Below are 23312 nucleotides of genomic sequence, written 5' to 3'. Positions count from 1 at the left end.
GGAGCGAGGCTTGCCCGCGAAGGGGCCAGTCAGACCAACCCAGCACTCACAAGCAGTTCTTCCAACGCCAACAAATCAGGCACCTTGGCCACTTGCTCGGCCACCTGCACTGCGGCCTTTTCCAGCGAACACAACGGCACGTCGACATAACTCAACTGACTGTCGAGTTTGTAAGAGCGCGGAATTCCCTGCACCAGCAGCGCAATGAACTTCAACTCAGGCCGCCCGCCGAGGGCGTTGAGGATGACGATCCGTGCTCGCTCGCCAATCACCACTTTGTTGCCACACGCCGACTCGAAACTGAGCAGTGGAATCTGCCGTTCGCGCCAGGTCACCCGCCCCAGGTACCACGGCGGTGTATCGAGATCGAAAGCCCCCGGCTGATAGTCGATGAGTTCAGCGACGGCGACGTTGGGCAGGATCAGGTTGCGGTCAGCCAAAGGCAGCAGCAAGCCGGTAAGGTTGCTGGAGCGGTGCTCATGCATGGGTTTTGCTCCACCGGGCGATGCTGTCGAGCAGCACCGATTCCTGATACGGCTTGCCGAGGTAGTCGTTGACGCCAATGGCCATGGCGCGGTCGCGGTGCTTTTGACCCGTGCGGGAGGTGATCATGATGATCGGCAGATGCTGCAAGCGCTCGTCGGCGCGCACCTGGGTCGCCACTTCAAAGCCGTCCATGCGCGGCATTTCGATGTCCAGCAGCATCAGGTCGGGCATCTGTTCTTCCAGCAGCAACATGGCATCGACACCGTCCTTGGCGGTCAGCACGTTCATGCCGTGGCGTTCCAGCAGACGACTGGTGACCTTGCGCACGGTGACCGAATCGTCGACCACCAGCACCAGCAACGGCCGTTGCGATTCGGGCTCTACGTCTTGCGTCACCGGCCGTTGCGGCACCCGCGTTTGCATCGCGCGGATCGGCGCCAGCAAGTCGAGAATCAGTACCACCCGGCCATCGCCCAGAATCGTCGCGCCGGACAAACCCTGCACTGCGGCGAATTGCGGGCCAAGGCTTTTGACCACGATTTCCCGGGTGCCGGCCATGGCATCCACCTGCACCGCGACGTGCCGTTCGTTGCACTGCACCAGCAACACCGGCAACGGCAGGCTCTGGCCCAGCAGTTTCGGGCGCGTGCTGGTTTTCAGCAGCTCGCCGAGGTAGCACAACTCATAACGTTGCCCGGCGTATTCGTAGGTCGGTGGATCGAGCCGGTAATGCCCTTCGAGCTCGTTGGGCAACACCCGAACGATGCCATCGATGGTGTTCAGCGGAATCGCGTATTGATCCTCTCCGCATTGCACCATCAGCGCGCGGTTGACCGACACGGTGAACGGCAGGCGAATGCGGAAATGCACGCCCTGCCCCGATGTCGAGTCGATGCTCATGGTCCCGCCGAGCTGCCGGACCTCTTCGTGAACCACGTCCATGCCCACGCCACGCCCGGAGATCTGAGTGATTTTCTCGGCGGTGGAGAACCCCGGTTGCAGAATGAATTGCAGCACGTCGTGATCGCTGATGTCGCTGTCCGGGTCGAGCAGCCCGCGTTTGATCGCCTTGCGCCTCACGGCGTCCAGCGGCACGCCGGCACCGTCGTCGCGGATGTCGAAAATGATGTCGCTGCCCTCCCGGGACAAATCCAGGGTGATCTTGCCCTGGGCCGGTTTACCGGCCGCGATCCGCACCTCGGCCGATTCCAGCCCATGGTCGACGGCGTTGCGCAGCATGTGTTCCAGCGGCGCGGCCATGCGCTCGAGGACGTTGCGGTCCATCTCGCCTTCGGCGTTGCCAACGATGAACTCCACGTCCTTGCCCAGTTCGCTGGCAACCTGACGCACGATACGCTTCAACCGCGGCAGCATCCGCTCGAACGGCACCATGCGCGTGCGCATCAAGCCTTCTTGCAATTCAGTGTTGATACGGCCCTGCTGTTGCAACAGGTTTTCCGCATCCTGATTGCGCCGGTCGAGGGTTTCCTTGAGGTCGAGCAGGTCGGAGGCGGATTCGAACAGTGCCCGCGACAACTGTTGCAGCTGCGAGTGACGGTCCATCTCCAGCGGGTCGAACTCTTCATAACCCAGGCGCTCGGCCTCGACTTGCTGACGGCTGAGAATCCGCCCCTGGGTTTCGGTGTCGAGGCGGCGCAACTGGTCGCGCATACGCTCGATGGTGGTTTCCATCTCGCTCAGGGCCACCCGTGCATCGTTGACCTGTTGTTCGATGCGGCCACGGAAGATCGAGGTCTCCCCGGCCAGGTTGACCAGGTCGTCGAGCAGCTCCGCCGAGACCTTGACCGTGTCGGCGGCTTCGGGTTGCAGCGTGGCTGGCTCGGCTTTGGGCGCCGCGGGCATCGCCACCGGTGTCGGTGTTTCGGGTACCGCCGGATGGCTGAAGTTCTTGATCGCCTCGATCAGCTGATCGGCCGGTGGCAGTGGCTGACCGGCGCGGGTGGCGTCGAGCATCTGCGCCAGTCGGTCATGGCTGCTCTGCAACAACGTGAACAGCGCCGCGGTCGGTTGCAGCACGCCGGCGGACAAGCCTTCGTAGAGGAATTCCAGCTCATGGGCCAGGTCGCCGATCGGCGCGATTTCCACCATTCGCGCGCCACCCTTGAGGGTATGCAGGTCGCGCAGCAGGGTTTCCACTTCCTGACGATTCGATGGTTCGGCCTGCCAGCGCAACAGCGCTGCGCCGGAGTTTTCAATGATGTCGAAACCTTCCTCGAGGAAGATCTCCAGAAGCTCGGAATCGTGGCTCGCCGAGTCATTGCTGGCCGCCGGTTCAATCACATCCGCACTGCCGGCATTGCCCAGACGAAACTCTCGAATGGCCTCGATCAATTCGCCCGGGTCGCCCAACGGACGGTTGTGCTGCAACTGTTCGAGGAACACGGCCAGTCGGTCATGGCTCTGTTGCAGCAATTGCGCCAGTGCTTCGCTGTGGCTGTAACGGCGGTCCACCAGGCCTTCGTAAAGGCTTTCCAGTTCATGGGCCAGATCGCCCACCGGCTCGACCTCGGCCATCCGCGCACCGCCCTTGAGGGTGTGCAAATCGCGCTGCAAGGACAGTAGCGGCGCGGCGTTGTCCGGGTCGCTCAACCAGCGCTGCAAGGCCTGGCCGGCGCTTTCGAGGATATCCACCGCCTCCTCAAGGAAGATCGAAACGATCTCGTCGTCCAGCTCCACCTGCGTCGCGGTCTGCTCCAGCTCGGCCGTGGCGCTGCCCAGCTCCCGAATGCTCAAGGTGCGGCTGCCGTCACTGCGGATCAGGCCCATGGAGGATGGGTCGAGACTCTCATCGAGCAAGCCGCGCAAGGCCCGCACCCGCTGTGGTTGCGCGGTGACTTCCTGGCCGGCGGCCAGTTCGTCGAGCATGTTGATCAGCGCTTCGTGGGCACTTTGCGCCTCGTGGAAAAACCTGTCGCTGACCGCCAGGCTGCTTTCTTCCACCGCGCCATAAAGGTCGAGCAAGGCTTCACAGAGCTCGTCCACCGGATGCAGGTCGGCCAGGTGCGCGCCTTCGCCGAGGGTGGTCAATTCGTCCAGCAGCGCGCTGAGTTCCTGGCGCTCGCCGGGATGCTGCTGCCAGCGCTGTAACAGGCTTTCGGCGTCCAACAGGATGTCCATGCCCTGGGCGAGGAAGTTGTTGATCAACTGCGGATCACGCTTGATCCGCAGCCCCGTGTTGGGCGCGCTCGACAGGCTTTGCAGACGCTCGGCCAGCAATGTCTGGGTTCGTTCGATCAACGAACGGGCGCCGGGAATGGTGGCCAGCGGGTCGCTCTTGAGTTGGCGCAGCCCTCGGCGGAACAAGCCTTCGGCTTCCAGCAGCAATTCGACTTCGTCCAGATCGAGGGCGATCCGGTGCGCCTTGTACTCCCGGGCCAGTTGATCCAGCGACGCCGCCAGCTCGGCAATCGGCAGCACGCCGGCCATCGAGGCACTGCCCTTGAGGGTGTGCAAGGCCCGCTGCAACTCATCGCTGGCCTGCAGCGGCACATGCTCGGCGGCTTGCTCAAGAAAGCGATTGAGACTGTTCAAATGGGTTTCGGCTTCGTTGCGGAAGATCTCCAGCAACAGCGGATCGAGCGCTGCGACATCCTGCGCGTCCTCATCGGACAGCAGTTCATCGCCCTTGGCGAGGGCATGGGCGCGGGCGGCCAATCGATCGACATCGTTGCGCTGGCGCTGGGCATGAGCGGCGAACTCGGCCACCAGCTCCGGCAGCAACTTCAGCGCGTCGCCCACCAGTTGCTGCACTGCAGGCAAAGGAGCAACGCTGTGTTCAAGCACGCGGTTGAGCAAGTTTTCCACCGCCCAGGCCAGCTCGCCCAGCACCAGTGCACGGACCATCCGGCCGCTACCCTTGAGGGTGTGAAACGCGCGGCGTAATTCACTCAAGGCCGATGTGCTATCCGGATTGGCCAACCAGCGCGGCAGGTATTCCCGGAGGATTTCCAGAACCTCGTCGGTCTCTTCGAGGAAGACTTCCCGCAGCTCATCGTCCACCGGCTCTTCACCGGCGGGCGGCGGCAACAGACTACCGGGCATCGTCAGTGCCGGCGGGTTGACGGACGACACCGGGCTGGCGAGTACATCGGCCAACGACTGGACGGTTTCGGGGTCGTCCAGCTCCTGCATGTCCTGCATCACCAGGGCTTCACTGGGGCTGAGCACATCCTCAAGCATCGGCACGTGCTGTTCGCTGGGGAAACAGCCGAGTGCGGCCAGGCCTTTTTCCGCAACGTCGAGCAGTTGCTCCCCTGGCGCTTCGGGGTCGTCACTCAGGCGCTCCAGGTAATACTCGATGCTGGTGATGACGTCGGCCAAACTGTCCAGTTGTTGCCAGCCGGGCTGGCCCGGATCCACCAGCAGATGCTCGCGGATGAAGCCGTTACACGCCTCGATCAGGCTCGCCGCACGGGCCAACGGAATCATCGCCAGCGCACCGCGCACTTGGGTCAGCAACGCCGGCAGCGGTTGCAAATGCTGACGGTCCCAGTCGGCGTCGATGTAGTCGACGATCATGTCCTTGGCCTGTTGCAGACAGATGCGCGCTTCCTTGATCACGATCTGGTGGATCTGCGTCAGGTCGGTGGTTGGCAGACGGCTGTCTTCCTGGCTTTCCGGCTCCACGGTACCGACCATGCCGGCCAGGGTCGCTTCGACATAGAGCAAGGCCCCGGCTACGTCCATGAGGGTCGCGTCGTTGGGTTCGCGCTGGCCCTGGGCGAGGCTCAGCACCACCGCCAGTTGATCGATGATGACCTTGCGCGGCTGGCCGAAGCCGAGCACCGCCAGGGTGTCGGCGATTTGCCGCAGGGGCGCCAGCAGGCTTTCGAGGTCCGAGGTGTGCTGACGGTCGCTGCGCACGAACAGGTCCAGGCGCTCCTTGACCCGCACCAACTCTTCGCACAACGCCGCCAACACCGAGCGCATGGCATCGCGATCAGGGCCGGCCAGCCGTGCCCGTTCTTCATGAACCATCGCGCTGTCGGGTAATGCGTCGTCCAGTGAGTAGCGATCTTTCATGGTCAGCATCTGCCCGGTGGGGTGTTCGGCCTTGGCAATATAGAACAACAAACTCTTGAGCAGCTCTGGCGGTGCCGGTTGATTGATCGCGGGCATGCCTTGTTCGAGCAGACGCTTGAGTTCTTTGTCGGCGTCCTTGAACAGGCTGCGCAACGCGGGGCTGTTGGCGATCGAGCCATTTCGCAGGCCTTCGACCAGCGCCGAAGCGACTTGCCACAACGGGCTCAGGGGCGCATTGGCGCACAGCCCTTCGAGACGGGCAAAAACTTTGGCCAGATAAGCCAAGTGGGTTTCGTCATCCTGCTCGCGCAGCAAGCCGGCCAGCGCCATTTGCAGCATTTGCCGCAATTTGCGCAGCACATTCGGCAAGTCGGACGGTTCCAGCAGCGCCAGGGCTTCTTCGCTCAGAGGCGGCAATTCAGGGAGTTGCGGGCTGAACAGGCTGGTTTCCGACAACAGGCTTTCACCACGGGCGCTGCGCAGGTCGTTGATCAACGGCAACACCACCAGCGGCAAATCGCGACGGGCGCCTTGCACCCGATCGAGGTAAGTCGGCAATCGCCCCAGGGCACGCAGCAACAGATGGATAGCCTCGTCGCGATGGCTGACGCGGCTCTGTTGCAAGGCGATGATCAACTGTTCGATCTCTTCGGCAAGCAGAGCCGCGCCGTAGAACTCGACCATCTGCAAACTGCCATGAACCTGATGGACACAGGCCAGGCACTCACTCAGGGCGTGCGTTGCCTGCGGGTCGTCGATCAGGGTTTCGATCGCCTGATGAGCCTGCTTCAGCGTTTCGGCAATCTCGCCTTTGACCCATTCGAGGGCCACATAGTCGTGCCGATCACCCATAACTACTCCAATACAAATGCATACGCCCTGAGGCGCTTCAAGCGTTGTCCGCAGGCTTGGCCGGCAAGGTGAAACCGGATACCGAACGCCGCAACTGGCTGGCCATTTTCGCCAGGTTGCCAATGCTCTCGGCCGTGGCGGTGGAGCCGGACGAGGTCTGCGTGGTGATCTGCTGGATCACGTTCATCGTCAAGGAAATCTGGCCGGCCGAAGACGTCTGCTGCTGCGCGGCGTTGGAAATGCTCTGGATCAGTGCCGCGAGGGTCTTCGATACGCCTTCGATTTCTTCCAGGGCCACCCCGGCATCCTGCGCCAGACGCGCGCCGCGCACCACTTCGGTGGTGGTCTGCTCCATGGAAATCACCGCTTCGTTGGTGTCGGTCTGGATCGCCCGCACCAGGGTTTCGATCTGCCGGGTCGCCGCGGACGAACGCTCGGCCAGGCGCTGTACTTCGTCGGCCACCACCGCAAAACCGCGCCCGGCGTCACCGGCCATGGAGGCCTGAATCGCCGCGTTGAGGGCGAGGATGTTGGTCTGATCGGCAATGTCATCGATCAGGCTGACAATGTCACCGATTTCCTGCGAAGACTCGCCGAGACGCTTGATGCGCTTGGCGGTGTCCTGGATCTGTTCACGAATATTGTCCATGCCGTGGATGGTGTTGTGCACCACCTCGTTGCCTTTGTTGGCAATTTCTACCGAGCGCTCGGCCACCGCCGAGGATTCGGCGGCGTTGGCCGAGACCTGATCGATGGACTGGGCCATGTCGTTGATCGCCGTGGACGCTTCGGAAATCTGCTGCGCCTGATGCTCCGAAGCCTGGGCCAGGTGCATGGCGGTGGCCTGGGTTTCCTGCACGGCGGCGGCGACCTGGCCGGCGGTGAGGTTGATGGTCGCTACCAGATCGCGCAGTTGGTCGACGGAATAGTTGATCGAGTCGGCAATGGTCCCGGTGAAGTCTTCGGTCACCGAGGCGGTCACGGTCAGGTCGCCGTCGGCCAGGTCTTCAATCTCGTCCAGCAAACGCATGATCGCGTTTTGGTTGCGCTCGTTCTTTTCTGCGGTTTCGCGCAACTGACGGTTGGTTTCGCGCACCATCACCAGGCCGATGAGGATGATCGACATCAGCGCCAGCAGGCCCAGCACATAGCCGCCGATAGTGTCGGTATTGCGCCCGCCGGCGAGGTTTTCGAAACGGCTGGCCAGGTGCGAGGCTTCATCGAGCAGGGTTTGCGACAGGGTAAAAATATTGGTGGCCGATTCTCGGACCTTGAGCAGCTCCGGCGAGGTTTCGAGGATTTCGTCCACCGAACCCGAGACGAATTCGAACAGTTCGGAAATCTCGGTCAACCGGGCACGGGCATCGCGGTCTTCGACCTGGCTGATTTTCAGCGCCGCATTGCCCTGAAGCATGCCGTTGAGCACCTGGCCAAAACGCGCCGCATCGCGACCGAAGGCGTCGGCGGCCTGCTGCGAGTTTTCGTCGCCGGAGAGCACGGTGTTCACTGCACCGAGAATGCGCTCGGCCAGCAGCGACTGACGCTGGGCCATCGCCACCTGAGCGGCTGGGGCACCACGTTGCAGGAGGGTTTCGACGACCTTTTCATACTCGACCTGCAACTGCGGCACGGTTTCGGCCAGCGTCGCGGCGACTTGATGCAACGACAGCACGGTCTGTTCGCTGGAGAGAATGGCGTCGGTGTTTTTCAGCAGCCGCTCCCAATCCAGCTGCACAGCGCGCATTTCCGGGCGCACGGTGGACGGTGCCGGCGGCAGGCCGGTGGAGGGGTCGCCTTTCTTCAGATAGCCCCAACGCAGGGCGAAGTCGTTGCGCGCATCGCTGAGCAACTTGAACGCCGCAGCCTTGCCGGCGGCGGCTTCGGTGGCGTTCTTGGCGATGCGTTGCGACAGCACGCGCAACTCACCGGCGTGGCCGATGTACTGTTTGTCGTAATTCGCCTGGGTGTTGAGGTACGCGAAATTGGCGAACAGCAGCATGATGAAGATGATCAGCGCGATGAACAGCACGATAATCTGAGACCGACTGCGCGACCCTTCCGGCGTACCTGCGTTTGCTTTAATCATCGGTCCTCGCCTGTTAACCAACACCCTTGTGAGACCTGACAGGAACCCTGTGGGAGCGGGCTTGCCCGCGATGAGGGCGTGTCAGTCGACATTTATTGAACCTGACGCACCGCTATCGCGGGCAAGCCCGCTCCCACAGGTTATGCGGCGACGTTCATAAAGCCTTGCGACTGCGCCAACGCAAACGGGCTGAACACCTGCCAATTCTGTTCACGCTGAAACCGGCCTTTGACGAACGGCGCAATCGGCCCCTGCTGCTCGTCCATAGGCACCGGTTCCAGGCTGTCCTGGGCAAAGTGCTGCAAGCCGAAGACCTCATCGACCAGCAACCCGGCGAACACGTCGTTATGCTCCACCACCAATATCCGCCGCTGCTTGCGCAGGGACGACAGTTCATGGCCGGCCTCATAACCATGAAAGAAGCCGTACACGTCCATGATCGGCAGCAGTCGCCCCCGCAGGTTCGCCACGCCCTTGACCCAAGGTTTGACTCCCGGCAATTGGGTAACACGCGGCTCGTGCAGGACTTCGCCGACTTCCCCCATGGGCGCGACGTACCAGCGCTCGCCCAGGCGAAAACCGATGCCGCTCCAGCTGTCCTGACGAGTCGGCTGGGACGGCAAGTCCGCCGCCAGCAGACGACAGCGCTGGTCAATCTGCAGCAGCAGTTCGAAAGCCGTCAGCGACTCGGTCATGGCCGGACGATCAACCGGCCAGCACGTTGTTCAGGGTCTTGATCAGGGTGTCTTCATCGACCGGTTTGGTCAGGTAGTCCTTGGCGCCCTGGCGCGTGCCCCAGACTTTGTCGGTTTCCTGATCCTTGGTGGTGATGATAATCACCGGGATGTGCCCGGTTTCCGGGTCTTTGGTCAGCTGGCGGGTCGCCTGAAAACCATTGAGGCCGGGCATGACGATGTCCATCAGTACCGCGTCGGGCTTTTCCTGACGGGCCAGGGCCACGCCGTCGGCGCCGTTTTCGGCTTTCAACACTTCATGACCGTGCTTTTCGAGCATGCCGGTCAGTTTGTACATTTCAGTCGGCGAATCATCGACGATCAGAATACGTGCCATGGTCTTCCCCATTCTTGTCGACGCAAGGCCCACTGGCCGAGCGTCACTGTGCGTGTCCTACTGCGGCGAAACGACAGCAAAGCCCGGTACGTGGGCCTGGATCGCGTTCAGCAGTTCTTCCTTGCTGAAAGGCTTGGTCAAAAACTGGTCGGACCCGACGATCCGCCCCTTGGCCTTGTCGAACAACCCGTCCCTGGACGACAGCATAATCACTGGCGTGGACTTGAACGCACTGTTGTTCTTGATCAACGCACAGGTCTGATAGCCATCCAGACGCGGCATCATGATGTCGACAAAGATGATGCCTGGGTGATTGTCGGCAATCTTGGCCAGGGCATCGAAACCATCGATTGCGGTGATGACTTCACAGCCCACGTTTTTCAACAGCGTTTCGGCGGTGCGACGAATCGTTTTCGAATCATCGATCACCATGACCTTCAAGGCGCTGGAATGCTGTTCCATAGGGGCTCTACCGTCGCCTTTGTGAATCAATTTGTCCGTTTGTGACCCGAAACCCTTGATACTCAAGGGCCAGCACCACTTGGCTGCCTTTTTAGCACAGTCTCCCCCTCCAATCTATCGGGTGACCTGTGCGGTGGTTTTTCCTTGACCGGGAACCCACTCAGCGCCACTCTGACGCCACTTTTTCACCGCATTTTTCACCCCAATTTCGAGGAAAACCCCATGAGCGTTCGCGTCGGGATTGTCATGGATCCTATCGCCGGCATCTCCTATAAAAAGGATAGCTCGCTGGCCATGCTGCTGGCCGCGCAAAAGCGTGGCTGGGAACTGTTCTATATGGAACAGCGCGATTTGTATCAGGCCGAGGGCCAGGCGCGCGCGCGGATGCGTCCGCTGAAAGTCTTCGCCGACCCGCACAAGTGGTTCGAGCTGGGCACCGAATCCGACGCACTGCTGAGCGATCTGGACGTGATCCTGATGCGCAAGGATCCGCCGTTCGACATGGAGTTCGTCTACTCCACTTACCTGCTGGAGCAAGCCGAGAACGCCGGCGTGCTGGTGGTCAACAAGCCGCAAAGCCTGCGTGACTGCAACGAGAAACTGTTCGCCACGTTGTTCCCGCAGTGCACGCCGCCAACCATCGTCAGCCGTCGCCCGGACGTGTTGCGTGAATTTGCCGACCATCACGGTGACGTGATCCTCAAGCCGCTGGACGGCATGGGCGGTTCGTCGATCTTCCGTCACACCGCGGGCCACCCGAACCTGTCGGTGATCCTTGAAACCCTGACCTTGCATGGCAAGCAGCAGATCATGATCCAGGGTTACCTGCCGGCGATCGTTGACGGCGACAAGCGCATCCTGATGATCGACGGCGAGCCGGTGGATTATTGCCTGGCCCGGATTCCGGCCGCCGGCGAAACCCGTGGCAACCTCGCCGCCGGTGGCCGTGGCGAAGCCCGACCGCTGACCGAGAAAGATCGCTGGATCGCCGCGCAAGTCGGCCCGACCCTGCGCGAGAAGGGCTTGCTGTTCGTCGGTCTCGACGTGATCGGTGAGCACCTGACCGAAATCAACGTCACCAGCCCGACCTGCATTCGCGAGATCGATAATGCGTTCGGCACCGACATTGGTGGCCAGTTGATGGATGCCATCGATCAGAAGCTCAAGGCTCGTTGATCGAGAACAGCCAAGAAACATCCAACATTGCGTTATCATCGCCGGCCTGTAAAAAACGCGATGTTGGTTTTCTTGTCATGACACTCCCGTCCGATCTGCCCCCTGAACTCGCCCATCGTGGCGTGCGCCCGGCCGATCGCCTCGGTTTTACCCTGTTTCTCGCGGCACTGATTCACCTGGCCTTGCTGTTGGGCGTCGGGTTCACCATGGTCGAACCCAAGCAAATCAGCAAAACCCTGGAAATCACCCTCGCCACCTTCAAAAGCGAAACCAAGCCGAAAAAAGCCGATTTCCTCGCTCAAGAGAATCAGCAAGGCAGCGGCACCCTGGATAAAAAGGCCATTCCAAAGACCACCGAGGTCGCGCCCTTCCAGGACAACAAGGTGCAGACGGTCACTCCGCCGCCAACCGCCAAACCCCAAGTGCAGGAAGCCGCGCCCAAGGCCGCCGTGACGACTGTCGCGCCGAAGCCGAAAAAAGCCGCGACCAAGCAGGAAGACGTCAAGACCGAGACCAAGCCCAAGGTCGAAGCACCGACCTTCGACAGCTCACAGTTGTCCAGCGACATCGCCAGCCTGGAAGCGGAACTGGCCAACGAGCAACAGCTGTACGCCAAACGCCCGCGCATCCACCGCTTGAGCGCCGCGTCGACCATGCGCGACAAGGGTGCCTGGTACAAGGATGAATGGCGCAAGAAGGTCGAGCGCATCGGCAACCTCAACTACCCCGACGAGGCCCGACGCAAACAGATTTATGGCAATTTGCGCCTGATGGTCTCGATCAATCGCGACGGCTCGCTGTATGAAGTATTGGTGCTGGAATCGTCCGGCCAACCGCTGCTGGATCAGGCGGCGCAGCGCATCGTGAGGCTGGCCGCGCCGTTCGCACCGTTTACCGGGGATCTGTCGGACATCGACCGCCTGGAAATCATCCGCACCTGGAGGTTTGCGCGCGGGGATAGACTCTCCAGTAATTGACACCCCACGGATCCCTGTGGGAGCGGGCTTGCCCGCGATAGCGGTCTGTCTGACGCTACTATTTTGGATGTGCCGCCGTCATCGCGGGCAAGCCCGCTCCCACAGGGAACAGGTTGTTTGCTGGGATTCGGGGCATTTCCTGTGCATCCTCAGCTTGTCAGTTCGCCCCTCCAACGCCACACTAGCGCTCATGAAGAACGTCAGCCCCAGCTACCTCAAGCATCACTTCCTGATCGCCATGCCCCACATGGCCGACCCGAACTTTGCGCACACCTTGACCTACATCGTCGAGCACACGGCCAATGGTGCCATGGGGCTGGTGGTCAACCGTCCGCAGGACCTGAACCTGGCCGATATCCTCGAGCAATTGCGCCCCGATATCGAACCGCCAGTGCTCTGCCAGCACGTGCCGATTTTTATCGGCGGCCCGGTGCAAACCGATCGCGGCTTTGTCCTGCACCCGTCGGGAAAAACCTATCAGGCTACCGTTGATCTGGATGGCGAGTTGTCGCTGTCGACCTCCCAGGACGTGCTGTTCGCCATCGCCGATGGCGTCGGCCCCGCGAAAAGTTTGATCACCCTCGGCTATGCCGGTTGGGAAGCCGGGCAACTGGAAGCCGAACTGGCCGACAACGCCTGGCTGACTTGCCCGTTCCATGCCGACATCCTGTTCAACACCAGCAGCGAGTTACGTCTCGAAGCGGCGGCCAAGCACCTGGGTATCAACCTTAGCCTGCTCACCAGCCAGGCGGGGCACGCCTGATGGCCCTGCGGCTGATTCTGGGTTTCGACTACGGCACCAAGCAGATCGGCGTTGCGGTCGGCCAGGTGATTACCGGCCAGGCCCGCGAGCTGTGCACCTTGAAGGCACAAAATGGCATTCCCGACTGGAATCAGGTCGAAGCCCTGATCAAAGAGTGGAAACCCGACGCCGTGGTGGTCGGCCTGCCGTTGAACATGGACGGCACGCCCAGCGACATGTGCCTGCGGGCCGAAAAATTCGCCCGGCGCCTGAACGGCCGCTACAACCTGCCCTTCTATACTCACGACGAGCGCCTGACCACCTTCGAGGCCAAAGGCGAACGCCTGGTCCGTGGCGGCCAGAAAGGCAGTTACCGCGACAACCCGGTCGATGCCATCGCCGCCGCCCTGCTGCTGCAAGGCTGGCTCGACGAAAACACCGCACTGTTCGAATCCTCCAGCACCTGATTCTGAAGAGTCGCTACGGCGGCTCCCTTAGCTACAACCCGAGCCCTACCCACGCGCCATACCCACAAAGCGGGCTCGGGACCAAGAAGGAGCAAACCATGAGCCTGCCTAATCCCGCCGAACTGATCAGCCAGATGGCGATCCGTCTCAAGGCTTACCTGGAAAACCGTGGCATCAGCGAACCGCGTTATATCGGTATTCGGACCGGTGGCATCTGGGTCGCTCAGACGTTGCTCAAGGAGTTGGGCAGCGACGCGCCGCTGGGCACCCTTGATGTGTCCTTCTACCGCGACGACTTCAGCCAGAGCGGCCTGCACCCGCAAGTGCGTCCTTCGGCGCTGCCATTCGAGATCGAAGGCCAGCACCTGGTGCTGATCGACGACGTGTTGATGAGCGGTCGGACCATCCGCGCCGCGATGAACGAACTGTTCGACTACGGTCGCCCGGCCAGCGTGACGCTGGTGTGCCTGCTGGACCTGGACGCCGCTGAGCTGCCGATCCGCCCGAATGTAGTCGGCGCGACCCTGTCACTGGCGGCCCACGAACGGGTGAAGCTGTCCGGTCCGGAACTCAAGCTCGAACTGCAAGACCTCGCCCTTTAATTCGCCCTATTGAGAGTCCCCCTCGCGATGACGCCTCTAGAAACCAAGCGCCCGCTGCAGCTCAATGATCAGGGCCAGCTGCGCCACTTCCTCTCGCTCGACGGTTTGCGCCGCGAGCTGCTGACGGAAATCCTCGACACCGCCGACTCGTTCCTCGAAGTCGGCGCCCGGGCGGTGAAGAAAGTCCCGTTGTTGCGCGGCAAGACCGTGTGCAATGTGTTCTTCGAGAACTCCACCCGCACCCGCACCACCTTCGAACTGGCGGCCCAGCGGCTGTCGGCCGACGTGATCACCCTGAACGTATCCACGTCGTCGGCGAGCAAGGGCGAAACCCTGCTCGACACCCTGCGCAACCTCGAAGCCATGGCCGCCGACATGTTCGTCGTACGTCACGGTGATTCCGGCGCGGCGCACTTCATTGCCGAACATGTCTGCCCACAAGTGGCGATCATCAACGGTGGCGACGGCCGTCACGCGCACCCGACCCAGGGCATGCTCGACATGCTCACCATTCGTCGGCACAAGGGCGGCTTCGAAAACCTCTCGGTGGCCATCGTCGGCGACATCCTGCACTCGCGGGTGGCACGCTCGAACATGTTGGCGCTGAAAACCCTCGGCTGCCCGGACATCCGCGTGATCGCGCCGAAAACCCTGCTGCCGATCGGCATCGAGCAATACGGTGTGAAGGTCTACACCGACATGACCGAAGGCCTGAAAGACGTCGACGTGGTGATCATGCTGCGCTTGCAGCGTGAGCGCATGACCGGCGGCCTGCTGCCAAGCGAAGGCGAGTTCTACCGCCTGTTCGGCCTGACCACCGCACGCCTGGCCGGTGCCAAACCCGATGCCATCGTGATGCACCCTGGGCCGATCAACCGTGGGGTGGAAATTGAGTCGGCGGTGGCCGACGGTCCGCACTCGGTGATCCTCAACCAAGTGACCTACGGCATCGCGATTCGTATGGCCGTGCTGTCCATGGCCATGAGCGGGCAAACAGCCCAGCGCCAATTCGAGCAGGAGAACGCCCAGTGAAGCTCAGCATTCTCGGCGCACGCGTTATCGATCCGGCCAGCGGCCTGGATCAAGTGACTGACATCCATGTTGAAGCCTGCAAGATCGTCGCCCTTGGCGCCGCTCCGGCCGGTTTTGTTGCCGTCGACACCATCGACGCCAAGGGCCTGGTGGCCGCCCCGGGCCTGGTTGACCTGAACGTTGCCCTGCGCGAGCCGGGCTACAGCCGCAAAGGCTCGATCGCCAGCGAAACCCGCGCGGCCGCCGCCGGCGGCGTGACCAGCCTGTGCTGCCCGCCGAAAACCAAACCGGTGCTGGACACCTCGGCCGTGGCCGAACTGATCCTCGACCGTGCTCGTGAGGCCGGCAACACCAAAGTGTTCCCGATCGGCGCCCTGAGCAAAGGCCTGGACGGCGAGCAGTTGGCCGAACTGGTCGCCTTGCGCGATGCCGGCTGCGTGGCCTTCGGCAATGGCCTGGAGAGCTTCCGCAACACCCGCACCCTGTGCCGGGCACTGGAATACGCGGCGACGTTCGACCTGACGGTGATTTTCAACTCGCAGGATCACGACTTGGCCGAAGGTGGCCTGGCCCATGAAGGCCCGACCGCAAGCTTCCTCGGTCTGCCGGGCATTCCGGAAACCGCCGAAACCGTGGCCCTGGCCCGGGATCTGCTGCTGGTCGAGCAAAGCGGCGTACGTGCGCACTTCAGCCAGCTCACCAGCGCGCGCGGCGTAGCGCTGATCGCTCAGGCCCAGGCTCGCGGGCTGAAGGTCACGGCGGATGTGGCGTTGTATCAACTGATCCTCACCGACGAAGCGCTGATCGACTTCAGCAGCCTCTATCACGTCCAGCCGCCACTGCGCACCCGCGCCGACCGCGATGGCCTGCGGGCAGCGGTGAAGTCCGGTGTGGTATCCGCCATCTCCAGCCATCACCAGCCCCATGAGCGCGACGCCAAGCTGGCACCGTTCGGCGCGACCGAACCGGGCATCAGCAGCGTTGAACTGCTGCTGCCGCTGGCGATGACCTTGGTGGAAGACGGTTTGCTCGACCTGCCGACGCTGTTGACACGCCTGAGTGCCGGCCCTGCCGAGGCGTTGCGCCTGCCAGCGGGGAAATTGGCAGTAGGTGGCGCGGCAGACATCGTACTGTTTGACCCGACAGCCTCGACCGTAGCCGGTGAAACCTGGCTGTCCAAGGGCGAAAACTGCCCATTCATTGGCCATAGCCTGCCGGGCGTGGTGCGTTACACCCTGGTGGATGGGCGGATCAGCCATCAGGCGTAAAACGCGGTGCTCCAATCGCGGGCAAGCCCGCTCCCACAGGGTATTCGGTTGGCCGCAAGATTTGCGCACAACACATCCACTGTGGGAGCGGGCTTGCCCGCGATGACTTACTGGAAGGCGCCTCTATTCTGCGCGTTGCGAATCGACACTTGGTCATTCAACGTCCAGAAGTCATACAACACCCCCAGAAAGAACAACCCGCCCGTCACCAGGTACAGCAACCCACTGATCCACTTCCCCTGATACATCCGATGCACACCGAACACCCCAAGGAACGTCAACAGAATCCACGCGACGTTGTATTCGATGGGGCCGGCGGTAAAGCGCAGGTCTGCTTCACGATCCATGGCCGGAATCAGGAACACGTCGATCAACCAGCCAATTCCCAGCAAGCCTAAGGTCAAAAACCAGATCGTCCCGGTCACCGGTCTGCCGTAATAGAAGCGGTGAGCCCCGGTAAAACCGAAAATCCACAGCAGGTAACCGATCACTTTGCTGTGCGTGTCTTGTTGTGAAACGGGTTGTCGATAGGTGTTCATGGATGACCTCGATTCACGCGATAGAGAAATATTCTTGAATTCTTTGTGACTTTTTTACAGGCAGCCGACGTACGGCAGATGCTACCTTCACTCCCGTCAAACCCCTGTACCGCCTGACTTGTGTCCGACAATTGCGCCAAATTGCCGCTTATTTGGTTCCGTTGACCCCAAGGTTGAATCGACCAACGGCCTCGGAAGGGACAAAAAAGCTGTTATAAAGTTGCGCGCTAACCCATACGAGCCTTGCCTAATGCGTCCATTTTTCAAGACATGGCTAACCATTTGCCTATTATTGCCCCTGGCCGCCCACGCCACCAATCGTGAGCAACGTCTTCCTAACGTTAATGGTTACACCCCAAAATCCCATGCTTCTGCTCCTTCGAGCAAAAACCAACAGACCGTACAACGCTCCACCCAACTGAGCAGCGCCAACGGCAAGCTGGTTCCTCCGATGGCGACCAAGGAAAGCAGCAACGTGTTGAGCCGTGCGGTAAACGTCCTCGGCACACCTTATCGTTGGGGCGGCAGCAGCCCAAGTAAAGGGTTCGATTGCAGCGGCCTGGTGAAATACGCGTTCAACGACGCCACCTTCGACCTGCCACGCACCTCCAATGCCATGGCCAGCGGTCACGGTGAGAAAGTCGATCGCAACGAACTGAAGCCAGGCGACCTGATCTTCTTCAACATCAAGAGCCGCCGGGTCAATCATGTGGCCATCTACCTGGGCAACGACCGCTTCATCCACGCACCACGCCGTGGCAAGTCGGTAAGCATCGACACCCTGAAGAAGCCGTACTGGGATAACCACTACGTGGTTGCCAAGCGGGTTCTGCCGAAAGAACCGAACGCAATGCGGGTTGTTCAGCGTTGATCCGAAAGCGCTCCTTCTGAAGACGGCATCTGTGGCGAGGGAGCTTGCTCCCGCTCGAGTGCGCAGCGCTCGCAGTTTTTTGGGGCCGCTTCGCAGCCCAGCGGGAGCAAGCTCCCTCGCCACAGGTTCATATTCCAGCCTCAAAAATTATCCGGCGACCGCGCCTTCTCCCGCGCATGCTCGCGGCTGATCACGCCCTTGGTCACCAACTCCTTCAGACACATATCCAGCGTCTGCATCCCCAGCGACCCTCCGGTCTGAATCGACGAGTACATCTGCGCCACCTTGTCTTCACGGATCAAATTACGGATCGCCGAGGTGCCGAGCATGATTTCGTGTGCGGCAACCCGCCCGCCGCCGACTTTTTTGATCAGTGTCTGGGACACCACCGCCAGCAATGACTCGGAGAGCATCGAGCGCACCATCGATTTCTCGTCACCCGGAAACACGTCCACCACCCGGTCGATGGTTTTCGCCGCCGAGGTGGTGTGCAGCGTACCGAATACCAGATGGCCGGTCTCGGCAGCGGTCAATGCCAGCCGAATAGTCTCCAGGTCACGCATTTCCCCCACCAGAATTACGTCCGGGTCTTCACGCAGGGCCGAGCGCAGGGCCGTGGCAAAGCTGCGGGTGTCGCGATGGACTTCACGCTGATTGATCAGGCATTTGCGCGACTCGTGGACGAACTCGATGGGGTCTTCGATGGTAAGGATGTGGTGATGGCGATGGTTGTTCAGGTAATCGATCATCGCTGCCAGCGTGGTGGACTTGCCGGAACCGGTGGGGCCGGTCACCAGCACCAGACCTCGGGGGGACTCGGTAATCTTGCGAAACACGTCCCCCATGCCCAAGTCGTCCATGCTCAGGACCTTCGACGGAATGGTCCGGAACACCGCGCCCGCGCCACGATTCTGGTTGAAGGCGTTGACCCGGAAACGCGCCACGCCGGGCACTTCGAAGGAAAAGTCGGTTTCAAGATGCTTCTCGAAGTCCACCCGCTGGAGGTCGTTCATGATGTCGTAGATCAGCTCATGCACCTCCTTGTGGTCCAGGGCCGGCAAGTTGATGCGTCGCACATCGCCATCGACACGGATCATCGGTGGCAGGCCGGCGGACAGGTGCAGGTCGGACGCGCCTTGTTTGGCGCTGAAAGCCAGCAGCTCAGTGATATCCATAGCGCTCCTCAATTCCAGTAGAATGCCGCGAACCTCAGACCCGCTGGCGCCTCTTGAATGTCCACGATAGCAGACAACATCGCTCAGGTTAGTTCACGCATCCACGCGGCCGCCCTCGCCGCAAAGCGTGATGAACACAGCATCCAGCTACTGGCCGTGAGCAAAACCAAGCCCGCCGAGGCCCTGCGTGAAGCCTATGCCGCCGGGATCCGCGACTTTGGCGAAAACTACCTGCAGGAAGCCTTGGGCAAACAGCTCGAGTTGGCCGACCTGCCCTTGATCTGGCACTTCATCGGCCCCATTCAATCGAACAAGACTCGTGCTATCGCCGAGCACTTCGACTGGGTGCACTCCGTGGATCGTTTGAAAATCGCACAACGCCTGTCCGAACAGCGCCCTGCCGATTTGCCGCCCTTGAACATCTGCATCCAGGTCAACGTCAGTGGTGAAGCCAGCAAATCCGGCTGCACCCCGGCCGACCTGCCCGCCCTGGCCGATGCCATCAGTGCGCTGCCGCGTTTGAAATTGCGCGGGCTGATGGCGATTCCCGAGCCGACTGAAGATCGCGCCGCCCAGGACGCCGCTTTTGCTGCCGTGCAGAGCCTGCAAGCCAGCCTGAACCTGCCACTCGACACACTTTCCATGGGCATGAGCCACGACCTTGAGTCGGCCATCGCCCAGGGCGCCACTTGGGTCCGCATCGGTACGGCCCTGTTTGGCGCCCGCGATTACAGTCGACCATGAACATGGCTGACTCACCTCTCTATAAGGACCTGACATGAGCAAGACTCGTATTGCCTTTATCGGAGCCGGCAACATGGCCGCCAGCCTGATCGGCGGCCTGCGCGCCAAAGGTCTGGACGCCGCGCAGATCCGCGCCAGCGATCCGGGCGAAGAAACCCGCGCCCGCGTGCACGCCGAACACGGCATCGAAGTGTTTGCCGACAACACCCAAGCCATTGAGGGCGTGGACGTGGTTGTGCTGGCGGTCAAGCCACAGGCGATGAAAGCCGTTTGCGAAGCCATTCGCCCAAGCCTCAAGCCGAACCAGCTGGTGGTGTCGATTGCGGCCGGCATCACCTGCGCCAGCATGAACAACTGGCTGGGTGCCCAGCCGATCGTGCGCTGCATGCCCAACACCCCGGCGCTGGTGCGCCAGGGCGTGAGTGGCTTGTATGCCACGGCCCAAGTGAGCGCCGAGCAACGCCAGCAGGCCCAAGAACTGCTGTCAGCGGTCGGCATTGCTTTGTGGCTGGACGAAGAACAGCAACTGGACGCGGTCACTGCCGTTTCCGGCTCCGGCCCTGCGTATTTCTTCCTGCTGATCGAAGCCATGACCGCCGCTGGCGTGAAGCTCGGCCTGCCACCCGAAATTGCTGCACAACTGACTGTGCAAACCGCGCTGGGCGCTGCACACATGGCAGTCGCCAGCGATGTCGACGCCGCTGAACTGCGTCGCCGCGTGACCTCGCCTGCGGGCACCACCGAGGCGGCGATCAAATCGTTCCAGGCCGGCGGCTTCGAAGCCCTGGTGGAAAAAGCACTCGGCGCCGCCGCGCACCGCTCGGCCGAGATGGCCGAACAACTGGGCAAATAAGGAGCCTTACATGATTGGATTGAATACTGCAGCGATTTACGTGCTGCAAACCCTCGGCAGTTTGTACCTGCTGATCGTGCTGCTGCGTTTCGTGCTGCAACTGGTGCGCGCAAACTTCTACAACCCGCTGTGCCAGTTCGCCGTGAAAGCCACCCAGCCACTGCTCAAGCCACTGCGCCGGATCATCCCGAGCCTCTTCGGCCTGGACATGTCCTCGCTGGTGCTGGCAATCCTCGTGCAACTGGCGTTGATGGCCCTGACCCTGCTGCTGACTTTCGGCACCACCGGCAACCCGCTGCAATTGCTGATCTGGTCACTGATCGGCGTAACGGCGCTGTTCCTGAATATCTTTTTCTATGCCCTGATCATCAGCGTGATCCTGTCCTGGGTCGCGCCGGGCAGCCACAACCCCGGCGCCGAGCTGGTGAACCAGATCTGCGAGCCGGCCCTGGCGCCGTTCCGCAAGATTCTGCCAAACCTCGGCGGCCTGGATATCTCGCCGATCCTGGCGTTCATGGTGCTCAAGCTGATCGACATGCTGGTGATCAACAACCTCGCGGCCTTGACCATGATGCCGCAAATCCTGCGTCTGCTGATCTGACCCGGTGAGCTACTTTCGCTGGGACGGTGATGACCTGATTCTGGAATGTCACCTGCAACCTGCGGCCCGCAGCGATGATTTCGCCGGGCTGCACGGTGATCGCCTGAAGATCCGCCTGACGGCGCCGCCGGTCGAGGGCAAGGCCAATGCGTATCTGATCGCGTTTCTGGCCAAGGCGTTCGGGGTTTCCAAAAGTCAGGTGAGCTTGATCAGCGGCGAGTTGAACCGGCAGAAACGGGTGCGGATCTGTTCGCCGAAGAATCTGCCGGAGTTGCCTGGGTTGGTGCGACAGAACTGATCTACCGAGGCGCTGCATTCGCGAGCAAGCCCGCTCCCACACTGGAATGCGTTCCCCTGTGGGAGCGGGCTTGCTCGCGAATGGCACACCTCGGTCGCACTGAATGAAATCAGGCCCGGCCTTTGCTTGCCGCTAGCCACAGTGGTCTTTAGACTTACGCCTCATTTCAATGAGAGCAGGGTCGATGCCAGCTGCCTTCCCCCCCGATTCTGTTGGTCTGGTGACGCCGCAAGTGGCGCACTTCAGTGAACCCCTGGCCTTGGCCTGTGGCCGTTCGCTGCCCGCTTATGACCTGATCTATGAAACCTACGGCACGCTGAACGCCACGGCGAGCAATGCCGTGCTGATCTGCCACGCCTTGTCCGGTCACCATCACGCCGCCGGCTTCCACAGCCCCGACGATCGCAAACCCGGTTGGTGGGACAGCTGCATCGGCCCCGGCAAACCGATCGACACCAACAAATTCTTCGTGGTCAGCCTGAACAACCTCGGCGGCTGCAACGGTTCCACCGGCCCCAGCAGCATCAATCCGGAAACCGGCAAGCCGTTCGGCGCCGATTTCCCGGTATTGACCGTGGAAGACTGGGTGCATAGCCAGGCACGCCTGGCCGACCTGCTCGGCATCGGCCAATGGGCGGCAGTGATCGGCGGTAGTCTGGGCGGCATGCAGGCCTTGCAGTGGACCATCACCTACCCGGATCGCGTGCGGCACTGCCTGGCCATCGCCTCGGCACCGAAACTGTCGGCTCAGAACATCGCGTTCAACGAAGTCGCACGTCAGGCGATTCTTACCGACCCGGAGTTCCACGGCGGTTCGTTCCAGGAATACGGGGTGATCCCCAAGCGCGGGCTGATGCTGGCGCGAATGGTCGGGCACATCACGTACCTGTCCGATGACTCCATGGGCGAGAAATTCGGCCGTGGCCTGAAGAGCGAAAAGCTCAACTACGACTTCCACAGTGTCGAGTTCCAGGTCGAAAGCTACCTGCGCTATCAAGGCGAGGAGTTTTCCGGACGTTTCGACGCCAACACCTATCTGCTGATGACCAAGGCGCTGGACTACTTCGATCCGGCGGCGAACTTCGACGATGACCTGGCGAAAACCTTCGAAGGCGCGAAAGCCAAGTTCTGCGTGATGTCCTTCACCACCGACTGGCGTTTCTCCCCTGCCCGCTCGCGGGAGCTGGTGGACGCGCTGATGGCGGCCAGGAAAGACGTCTGCTACCTGGAGATCGACGCTCCGCAAGGCCACGATGCCTTCCTGATTCCGATCCCGCGTTACTTGCAGGCTTTCAGCAATTACATGAACCGCATATCGCTTTGAGGAAGACATGAGAGCCGATCTGGAAATCATCCAGGAATGGATCCCCGCCGGCAGCCGCGTGCTCGACCTCGGCTGCGGTGATGGCGAGCTGCTGACCTGGCTGCGCGACCACAAGCAGGTCACCGGCTATGGCCTGGAAAACGACCCGGACAACATTGCCGAGTGTGTCGCCAAAGGCATCAACGTCATCGAGCAGGACCTGGACAAGGGCCTGGGCAACTTTGCCAGCAATAGCTTCGACATCGTGGTCATGACCCAGGCCCTGCAAGCCGTGCATTACCCGGACAAGATCCTCGACGAAATGCTGCGGGTCGGTCGCCAGTGCATCATCACCTTCCCCAACTTTGGCCACTGGCGCTGCCGCTGGTACCTGGCGAGCAAGGGCCGGATGCCGGTTTCGGAGTTTCTGCCGTACACCTGGTACAACACGCCAAACATTCACTTCTGCACCTTCGAAGACTTTGAAGCGCTGTGTCGCGAACGTGAAGCCAAGGTCATTGATCGACTTGCCGTGGATCAACAGCATCGACACGGGTGGGCCAGTAAGCTATGGCCTAATCTGTTAGGTGAGATCGGTATCTATCGCGTCAGCAGCCCCGGTCTGCCGGACCACAAGGTCGCGGTCTGAATCACGACACTTCGA

The 23312-nt window shown here is 61.4% G+C and carries 22 protein-coding genes; 14 read left to right on the top strand and 8 right to left on the bottom strand.

Features of this window, described 5'->3' with window-relative positions; translation table 11 throughout:
• Nucleotides 1–29: 29 nt before the first annotated feature.
• From AC30D7_RS14875 to pilG, 6 genes are all read right to left on the bottom strand, one after another.
• Entirely contained in the window at nt 30–485 is a 456-nt protein-coding gene (locus AC30D7_RS14875; RefSeq protein ID WP_490134564.1) for a chemotaxis protein CheW, read from the bottom strand.
• Nucleotides 478–6381, bottom strand: a complete 5904-nt coding sequence (locus AC30D7_RS14870; protein WP_490134563.1) for an Hpt domain-containing protein — start codon at nt 6379–6381, stop codon at nt 478–480. Before AC30D7_RS14870 ends, AC30D7_RS14875 begins: the two co-directional genes overlap by 8 nt.
• Nucleotides 6382–6418: 37 nt before the next feature.
• Nucleotides 6419–8467: a methyl-accepting chemotaxis protein gene (locus AC30D7_RS14865; RefSeq protein ID WP_490134562.1), complete on the bottom strand. Its 2049-nt coding sequence runs from the start codon at nt 8465–8467 to the stop codon at nt 6419–6421.
• Between the two features lie 140 nt (nt 8468–8607).
• The gene (locus tag AC30D7_RS14860; protein WP_490134561.1) at nt 8608–9162 is read right to left on the bottom strand and encodes a chemotaxis protein CheW; all 555 of its coding nucleotides are present in this window, start codon (nt 9160–9162) and stop codon (nt 8608–8610) included.
• A 10-nt stretch (nt 9163–9172) separates the two neighbouring features.
• On the bottom strand, nt 9173–9538 hold the full coding sequence (gene pilH, locus AC30D7_RS14855) for a twitching motility response regulator PilH (RefSeq protein ID WP_007897961.1): 366 nt from the start codon (nt 9536–9538) through the stop codon (nt 9173–9175).
• Between the two features lie 57 nt (nt 9539–9595).
• The gene (pilG, locus tag AC30D7_RS14850; protein ID WP_007897954.1) at nt 9596–10000 is read right to left on the bottom strand and encodes a twitching motility response regulator PilG; all 405 of its coding nucleotides are present in this window, start codon (nt 9998–10000) and stop codon (nt 9596–9598) included.
• 222 nt (nt 10001–10222) lie between these two features.
• On the opposite strand from pilG, the gene gshB reads away from it, so the two are divergent.
• The 7 genes from gshB to AC30D7_RS14815 all read left to right on the top strand — a co-directional run bounded on the left by gshB (nt 10223) and on the right by AC30D7_RS14815 (nt 16264).
• Complete coding sequence (gene gshB / locus AC30D7_RS14845) at nt 10223–11176, top strand: glutathione synthase (protein ID WP_490134560.1); 954 nt, start codon at nt 10223–10225, stop codon at nt 11174–11176.
• A 77-nt stretch (nt 11177–11253) separates the two neighbouring features.
• Complete coding sequence (locus AC30D7_RS14840) at nt 11254–12153, top strand: energy transducer TonB (protein ID WP_026286615.1); 900 nt, start codon at nt 11254–11256, stop codon at nt 12151–12153.
• 190 nt (nt 12154–12343) lie between these two features.
• Nucleotides 12344–12916: a YqgE/AlgH family protein gene (locus tag AC30D7_RS14835; RefSeq protein ID WP_018928713.1), complete on the top strand. Its 573-nt coding sequence runs from the start codon at nt 12344–12346 to the stop codon at nt 12914–12916.
• Entirely contained in the window at nt 12916–13362 is a 447-nt protein-coding gene (gene ruvX, locus AC30D7_RS14830) for a Holliday junction resolvase RuvX (RefSeq protein WP_018928712.1), read from the top strand. The genes AC30D7_RS14835 and ruvX overlap by 1 nt, the downstream gene beginning before the upstream one ends.
• A 98-nt stretch (nt 13363–13460) precedes the next feature.
• On the top strand, nt 13461–13964 hold the full coding sequence (gene pyrR / locus AC30D7_RS14825) for a bifunctional pyr operon transcriptional regulator/uracil phosphoribosyltransferase PyrR (RefSeq protein ID WP_490134559.1): 504 nt from the start codon (nt 13461–13463) through the stop codon (nt 13962–13964).
• A 27-nt stretch (nt 13965–13991) separates the two neighbouring features.
• The gene (locus AC30D7_RS14820) at nt 13992–14996 is read left to right on the top strand and encodes an aspartate carbamoyltransferase catalytic subunit (protein WP_007939362.1); all 1005 of its coding nucleotides are present in this window, start codon (nt 13992–13994) and stop codon (nt 14994–14996) included.
• The gene (locus tag AC30D7_RS14815; RefSeq protein WP_490134558.1) at nt 14993–16264 is read left to right on the top strand and encodes a dihydroorotase; all 1272 of its coding nucleotides are present in this window, start codon (nt 14993–14995) and stop codon (nt 16262–16264) included. Before AC30D7_RS14820 ends, AC30D7_RS14815 begins: the two co-directional genes overlap by 4 nt.
• Before the next feature lie 107 nt (nt 16265–16371).
• On the opposite strand, the gene AC30D7_RS14810 is transcribed toward AC30D7_RS14815, so the two are convergent.
• Nucleotides 16372–16803 (bottom strand): NINE protein, encoded by a 432-nt coding sequence (locus AC30D7_RS14810; protein WP_490134557.1) that lies wholly within the window; start codon nt 16801–16803, stop codon nt 16372–16374.
• A 250-nt stretch (nt 16804–17053) separates the two neighbouring features.
• On the opposite strand from AC30D7_RS14810, the gene AC30D7_RS14805 reads away from it, so the two are divergent.
• On the top strand, nt 17054–17674 hold the full coding sequence (locus AC30D7_RS14805; protein ID WP_490134556.1) for a C40 family peptidase: 621 nt from the start codon (nt 17054–17056) through the stop codon (nt 17672–17674).
• A 140-nt stretch (nt 17675–17814) separates the two neighbouring features.
• Here the strand turns inward: AC30D7_RS14805 and AC30D7_RS14800 are convergent, their stop codons facing one another.
• Entirely contained in the window at nt 17815–18849 is a 1035-nt protein-coding gene (locus AC30D7_RS14800) for a type IV pilus twitching motility protein PilT (protein WP_230173307.1), read from the bottom strand.
• A gap of 57 nt (nt 18850–18906) precedes the next feature.
• Between AC30D7_RS14800 and AC30D7_RS14795 the strand changes: the two genes are divergently transcribed.
• The 6 genes from AC30D7_RS14795 (at nt 18907) to metW (ending at nt 23297) form a co-directional block, all read left to right on the top strand.
• On the top strand, nt 18907–19593 hold the full coding sequence (locus AC30D7_RS14795; RefSeq protein WP_258671477.1) for a YggS family pyridoxal phosphate-dependent enzyme: 687 nt from the start codon (nt 18907–18909) through the stop codon (nt 19591–19593).
• 34 nt (nt 19594–19627) lie between these two features.
• Nucleotides 19628–20446, top strand: coding sequence for a pyrroline-5-carboxylate reductase (proC, locus tag AC30D7_RS14790; RefSeq protein WP_490134555.1), 819 nt, complete (start codon nt 19628–19630; stop codon nt 20444–20446).
• 10 nt (nt 20447–20456) lie between these two features.
• Nucleotides 20457–21047 (top strand): YggT family protein, encoded by a 591-nt coding sequence (locus AC30D7_RS14785; RefSeq protein ID WP_019580613.1) that lies wholly within the window; start codon nt 20457–20459, stop codon nt 21045–21047.
• A 4-nt stretch (nt 21048–21051) separates the two neighbouring features.
• Complete coding sequence (locus tag AC30D7_RS14780; RefSeq protein ID WP_490134554.1) at nt 21052–21345, top strand: DUF167 domain-containing protein; 294 nt, start codon at nt 21052–21054, stop codon at nt 21343–21345.
• Between the two features lie 184 nt (nt 21346–21529).
• Nucleotides 21530–22669, top strand: coding sequence for a homoserine O-succinyltransferase MetX (metX, locus tag AC30D7_RS14775; RefSeq protein WP_019580611.1), 1140 nt, complete (start codon nt 21530–21532; stop codon nt 22667–22669).
• Between the two features lie 7 nt (nt 22670–22676).
• On the top strand, nt 22677–23297 hold the full coding sequence (gene metW / locus AC30D7_RS14770; RefSeq protein WP_007939351.1) for a methionine biosynthesis protein MetW: 621 nt from the start codon (nt 22677–22679) through the stop codon (nt 23295–23297).
• Nucleotides 23298–23312: the final 15 nt, after the last annotated feature.

This window comes from Pseudomonas sp. DF5, assembly GCF_058148225.1.
Note: the sequence above shows the minus strand (reverse complement) of the source record. Positions and strands in the feature narration are given on the sequence as shown.

Coding starts and splice junctions, on each gene's coding strand:
- ruvX (WP_018928712.1), top strand. CDS start 12,916: ATGGCCCTGCGGCTGATTCTGGGTTTCGACTACGGCACCAAGCAGATC.
- metW (WP_007939351.1), top strand. CDS start 22,677: ATGAGAGCCGATCTGGAAATCATCCAGGAATGGATCCCCGCCGGCAGC.
- AC30D7_RS14870 (WP_490134563.1), bottom strand. CDS start 6,381: ATGGGTGATCGGCACGACTATGTGGCCCTCGAATGGGTCAAAGGCGAG.
- AC30D7_RS14820 (WP_007939362.1), top strand. CDS start 13,992: ATGACGCCTCTAGAAACCAAGCGCCCGCTGCAGCTCAATGATCAGGGC.
- AC30D7_RS14860 (WP_490134561.1), bottom strand. CDS start 9,162: ATGACCGAGTCGCTGACGGCTTTCGAACTGCTGCTGCAGATTGACCAG.
- proC (WP_490134555.1), top strand. CDS start 19,628: ATGAGCAAGACTCGTATTGCCTTTATCGGAGCCGGCAACATGGCCGCC.
- AC30D7_RS14810 (WP_490134557.1), bottom strand. CDS start 16,803: ATGAACACCTATCGACAACCCGTTTCACAACAAGACACGCACAGCAAA.
- AC30D7_RS14865 (WP_490134562.1), bottom strand. CDS start 8,467: ATGATTAAAGCAAACGCAGGTACGCCGGAAGGGTCGCGCAGTCGGTCT.
- AC30D7_RS14800 (WP_230173307.1), bottom strand. CDS start 18,849: ATGGATATCACTGAGCTGCTGGCTTTCAGCGCCAAACAAGGCGCGTCC.
- pilG (WP_007897954.1), bottom strand. CDS start 10,000: ATGGAACAGCATTCCAGCGCCTTGAAGGTCATGGTGATCGATGATTCG.
- pyrR (WP_490134559.1), top strand. CDS start 13,461: ATGAGCCTGCCTAATCCCGCCGAACTGATCAGCCAGATGGCGATCCGT.
- AC30D7_RS14785 (WP_019580613.1), top strand. CDS start 20,457: ATGATTGGATTGAATACTGCAGCGATTTACGTGCTGCAAACCCTCGGC.
- metX (WP_019580611.1), top strand. CDS start 21,530: ATGCCAGCTGCCTTCCCCCCCGATTCTGTTGGTCTGGTGACGCCGCAA.
- AC30D7_RS14840 (WP_026286615.1), top strand. CDS start 11,254: ATGACACTCCCGTCCGATCTGCCCCCTGAACTCGCCCATCGTGGCGTG.
- AC30D7_RS14835 (WP_018928713.1), top strand. CDS start 12,344: ATGAAGAACGTCAGCCCCAGCTACCTCAAGCATCACTTCCTGATCGCC.
- pilH (WP_007897961.1), bottom strand. CDS start 9,538: ATGGCACGTATTCTGATCGTCGATGATTCGCCGACTGAAATGTACAAA.
- AC30D7_RS14875 (WP_490134564.1), bottom strand. CDS start 485: ATGCATGAGCACCGCTCCAGCAACCTTACCGGCTTGCTGCTGCCTTTG.
- AC30D7_RS14795 (WP_258671477.1), top strand. CDS start 18,907: ATGTCCACGATAGCAGACAACATCGCTCAGGTTAGTTCACGCATCCAC.
- AC30D7_RS14805 (WP_490134556.1), top strand. CDS start 17,054: ATGCGTCCATTTTTCAAGACATGGCTAACCATTTGCCTATTATTGCCC.
- gshB (WP_490134560.1), top strand. CDS start 10,223: ATGAGCGTTCGCGTCGGGATTGTCATGGATCCTATCGCCGGCATCTCC.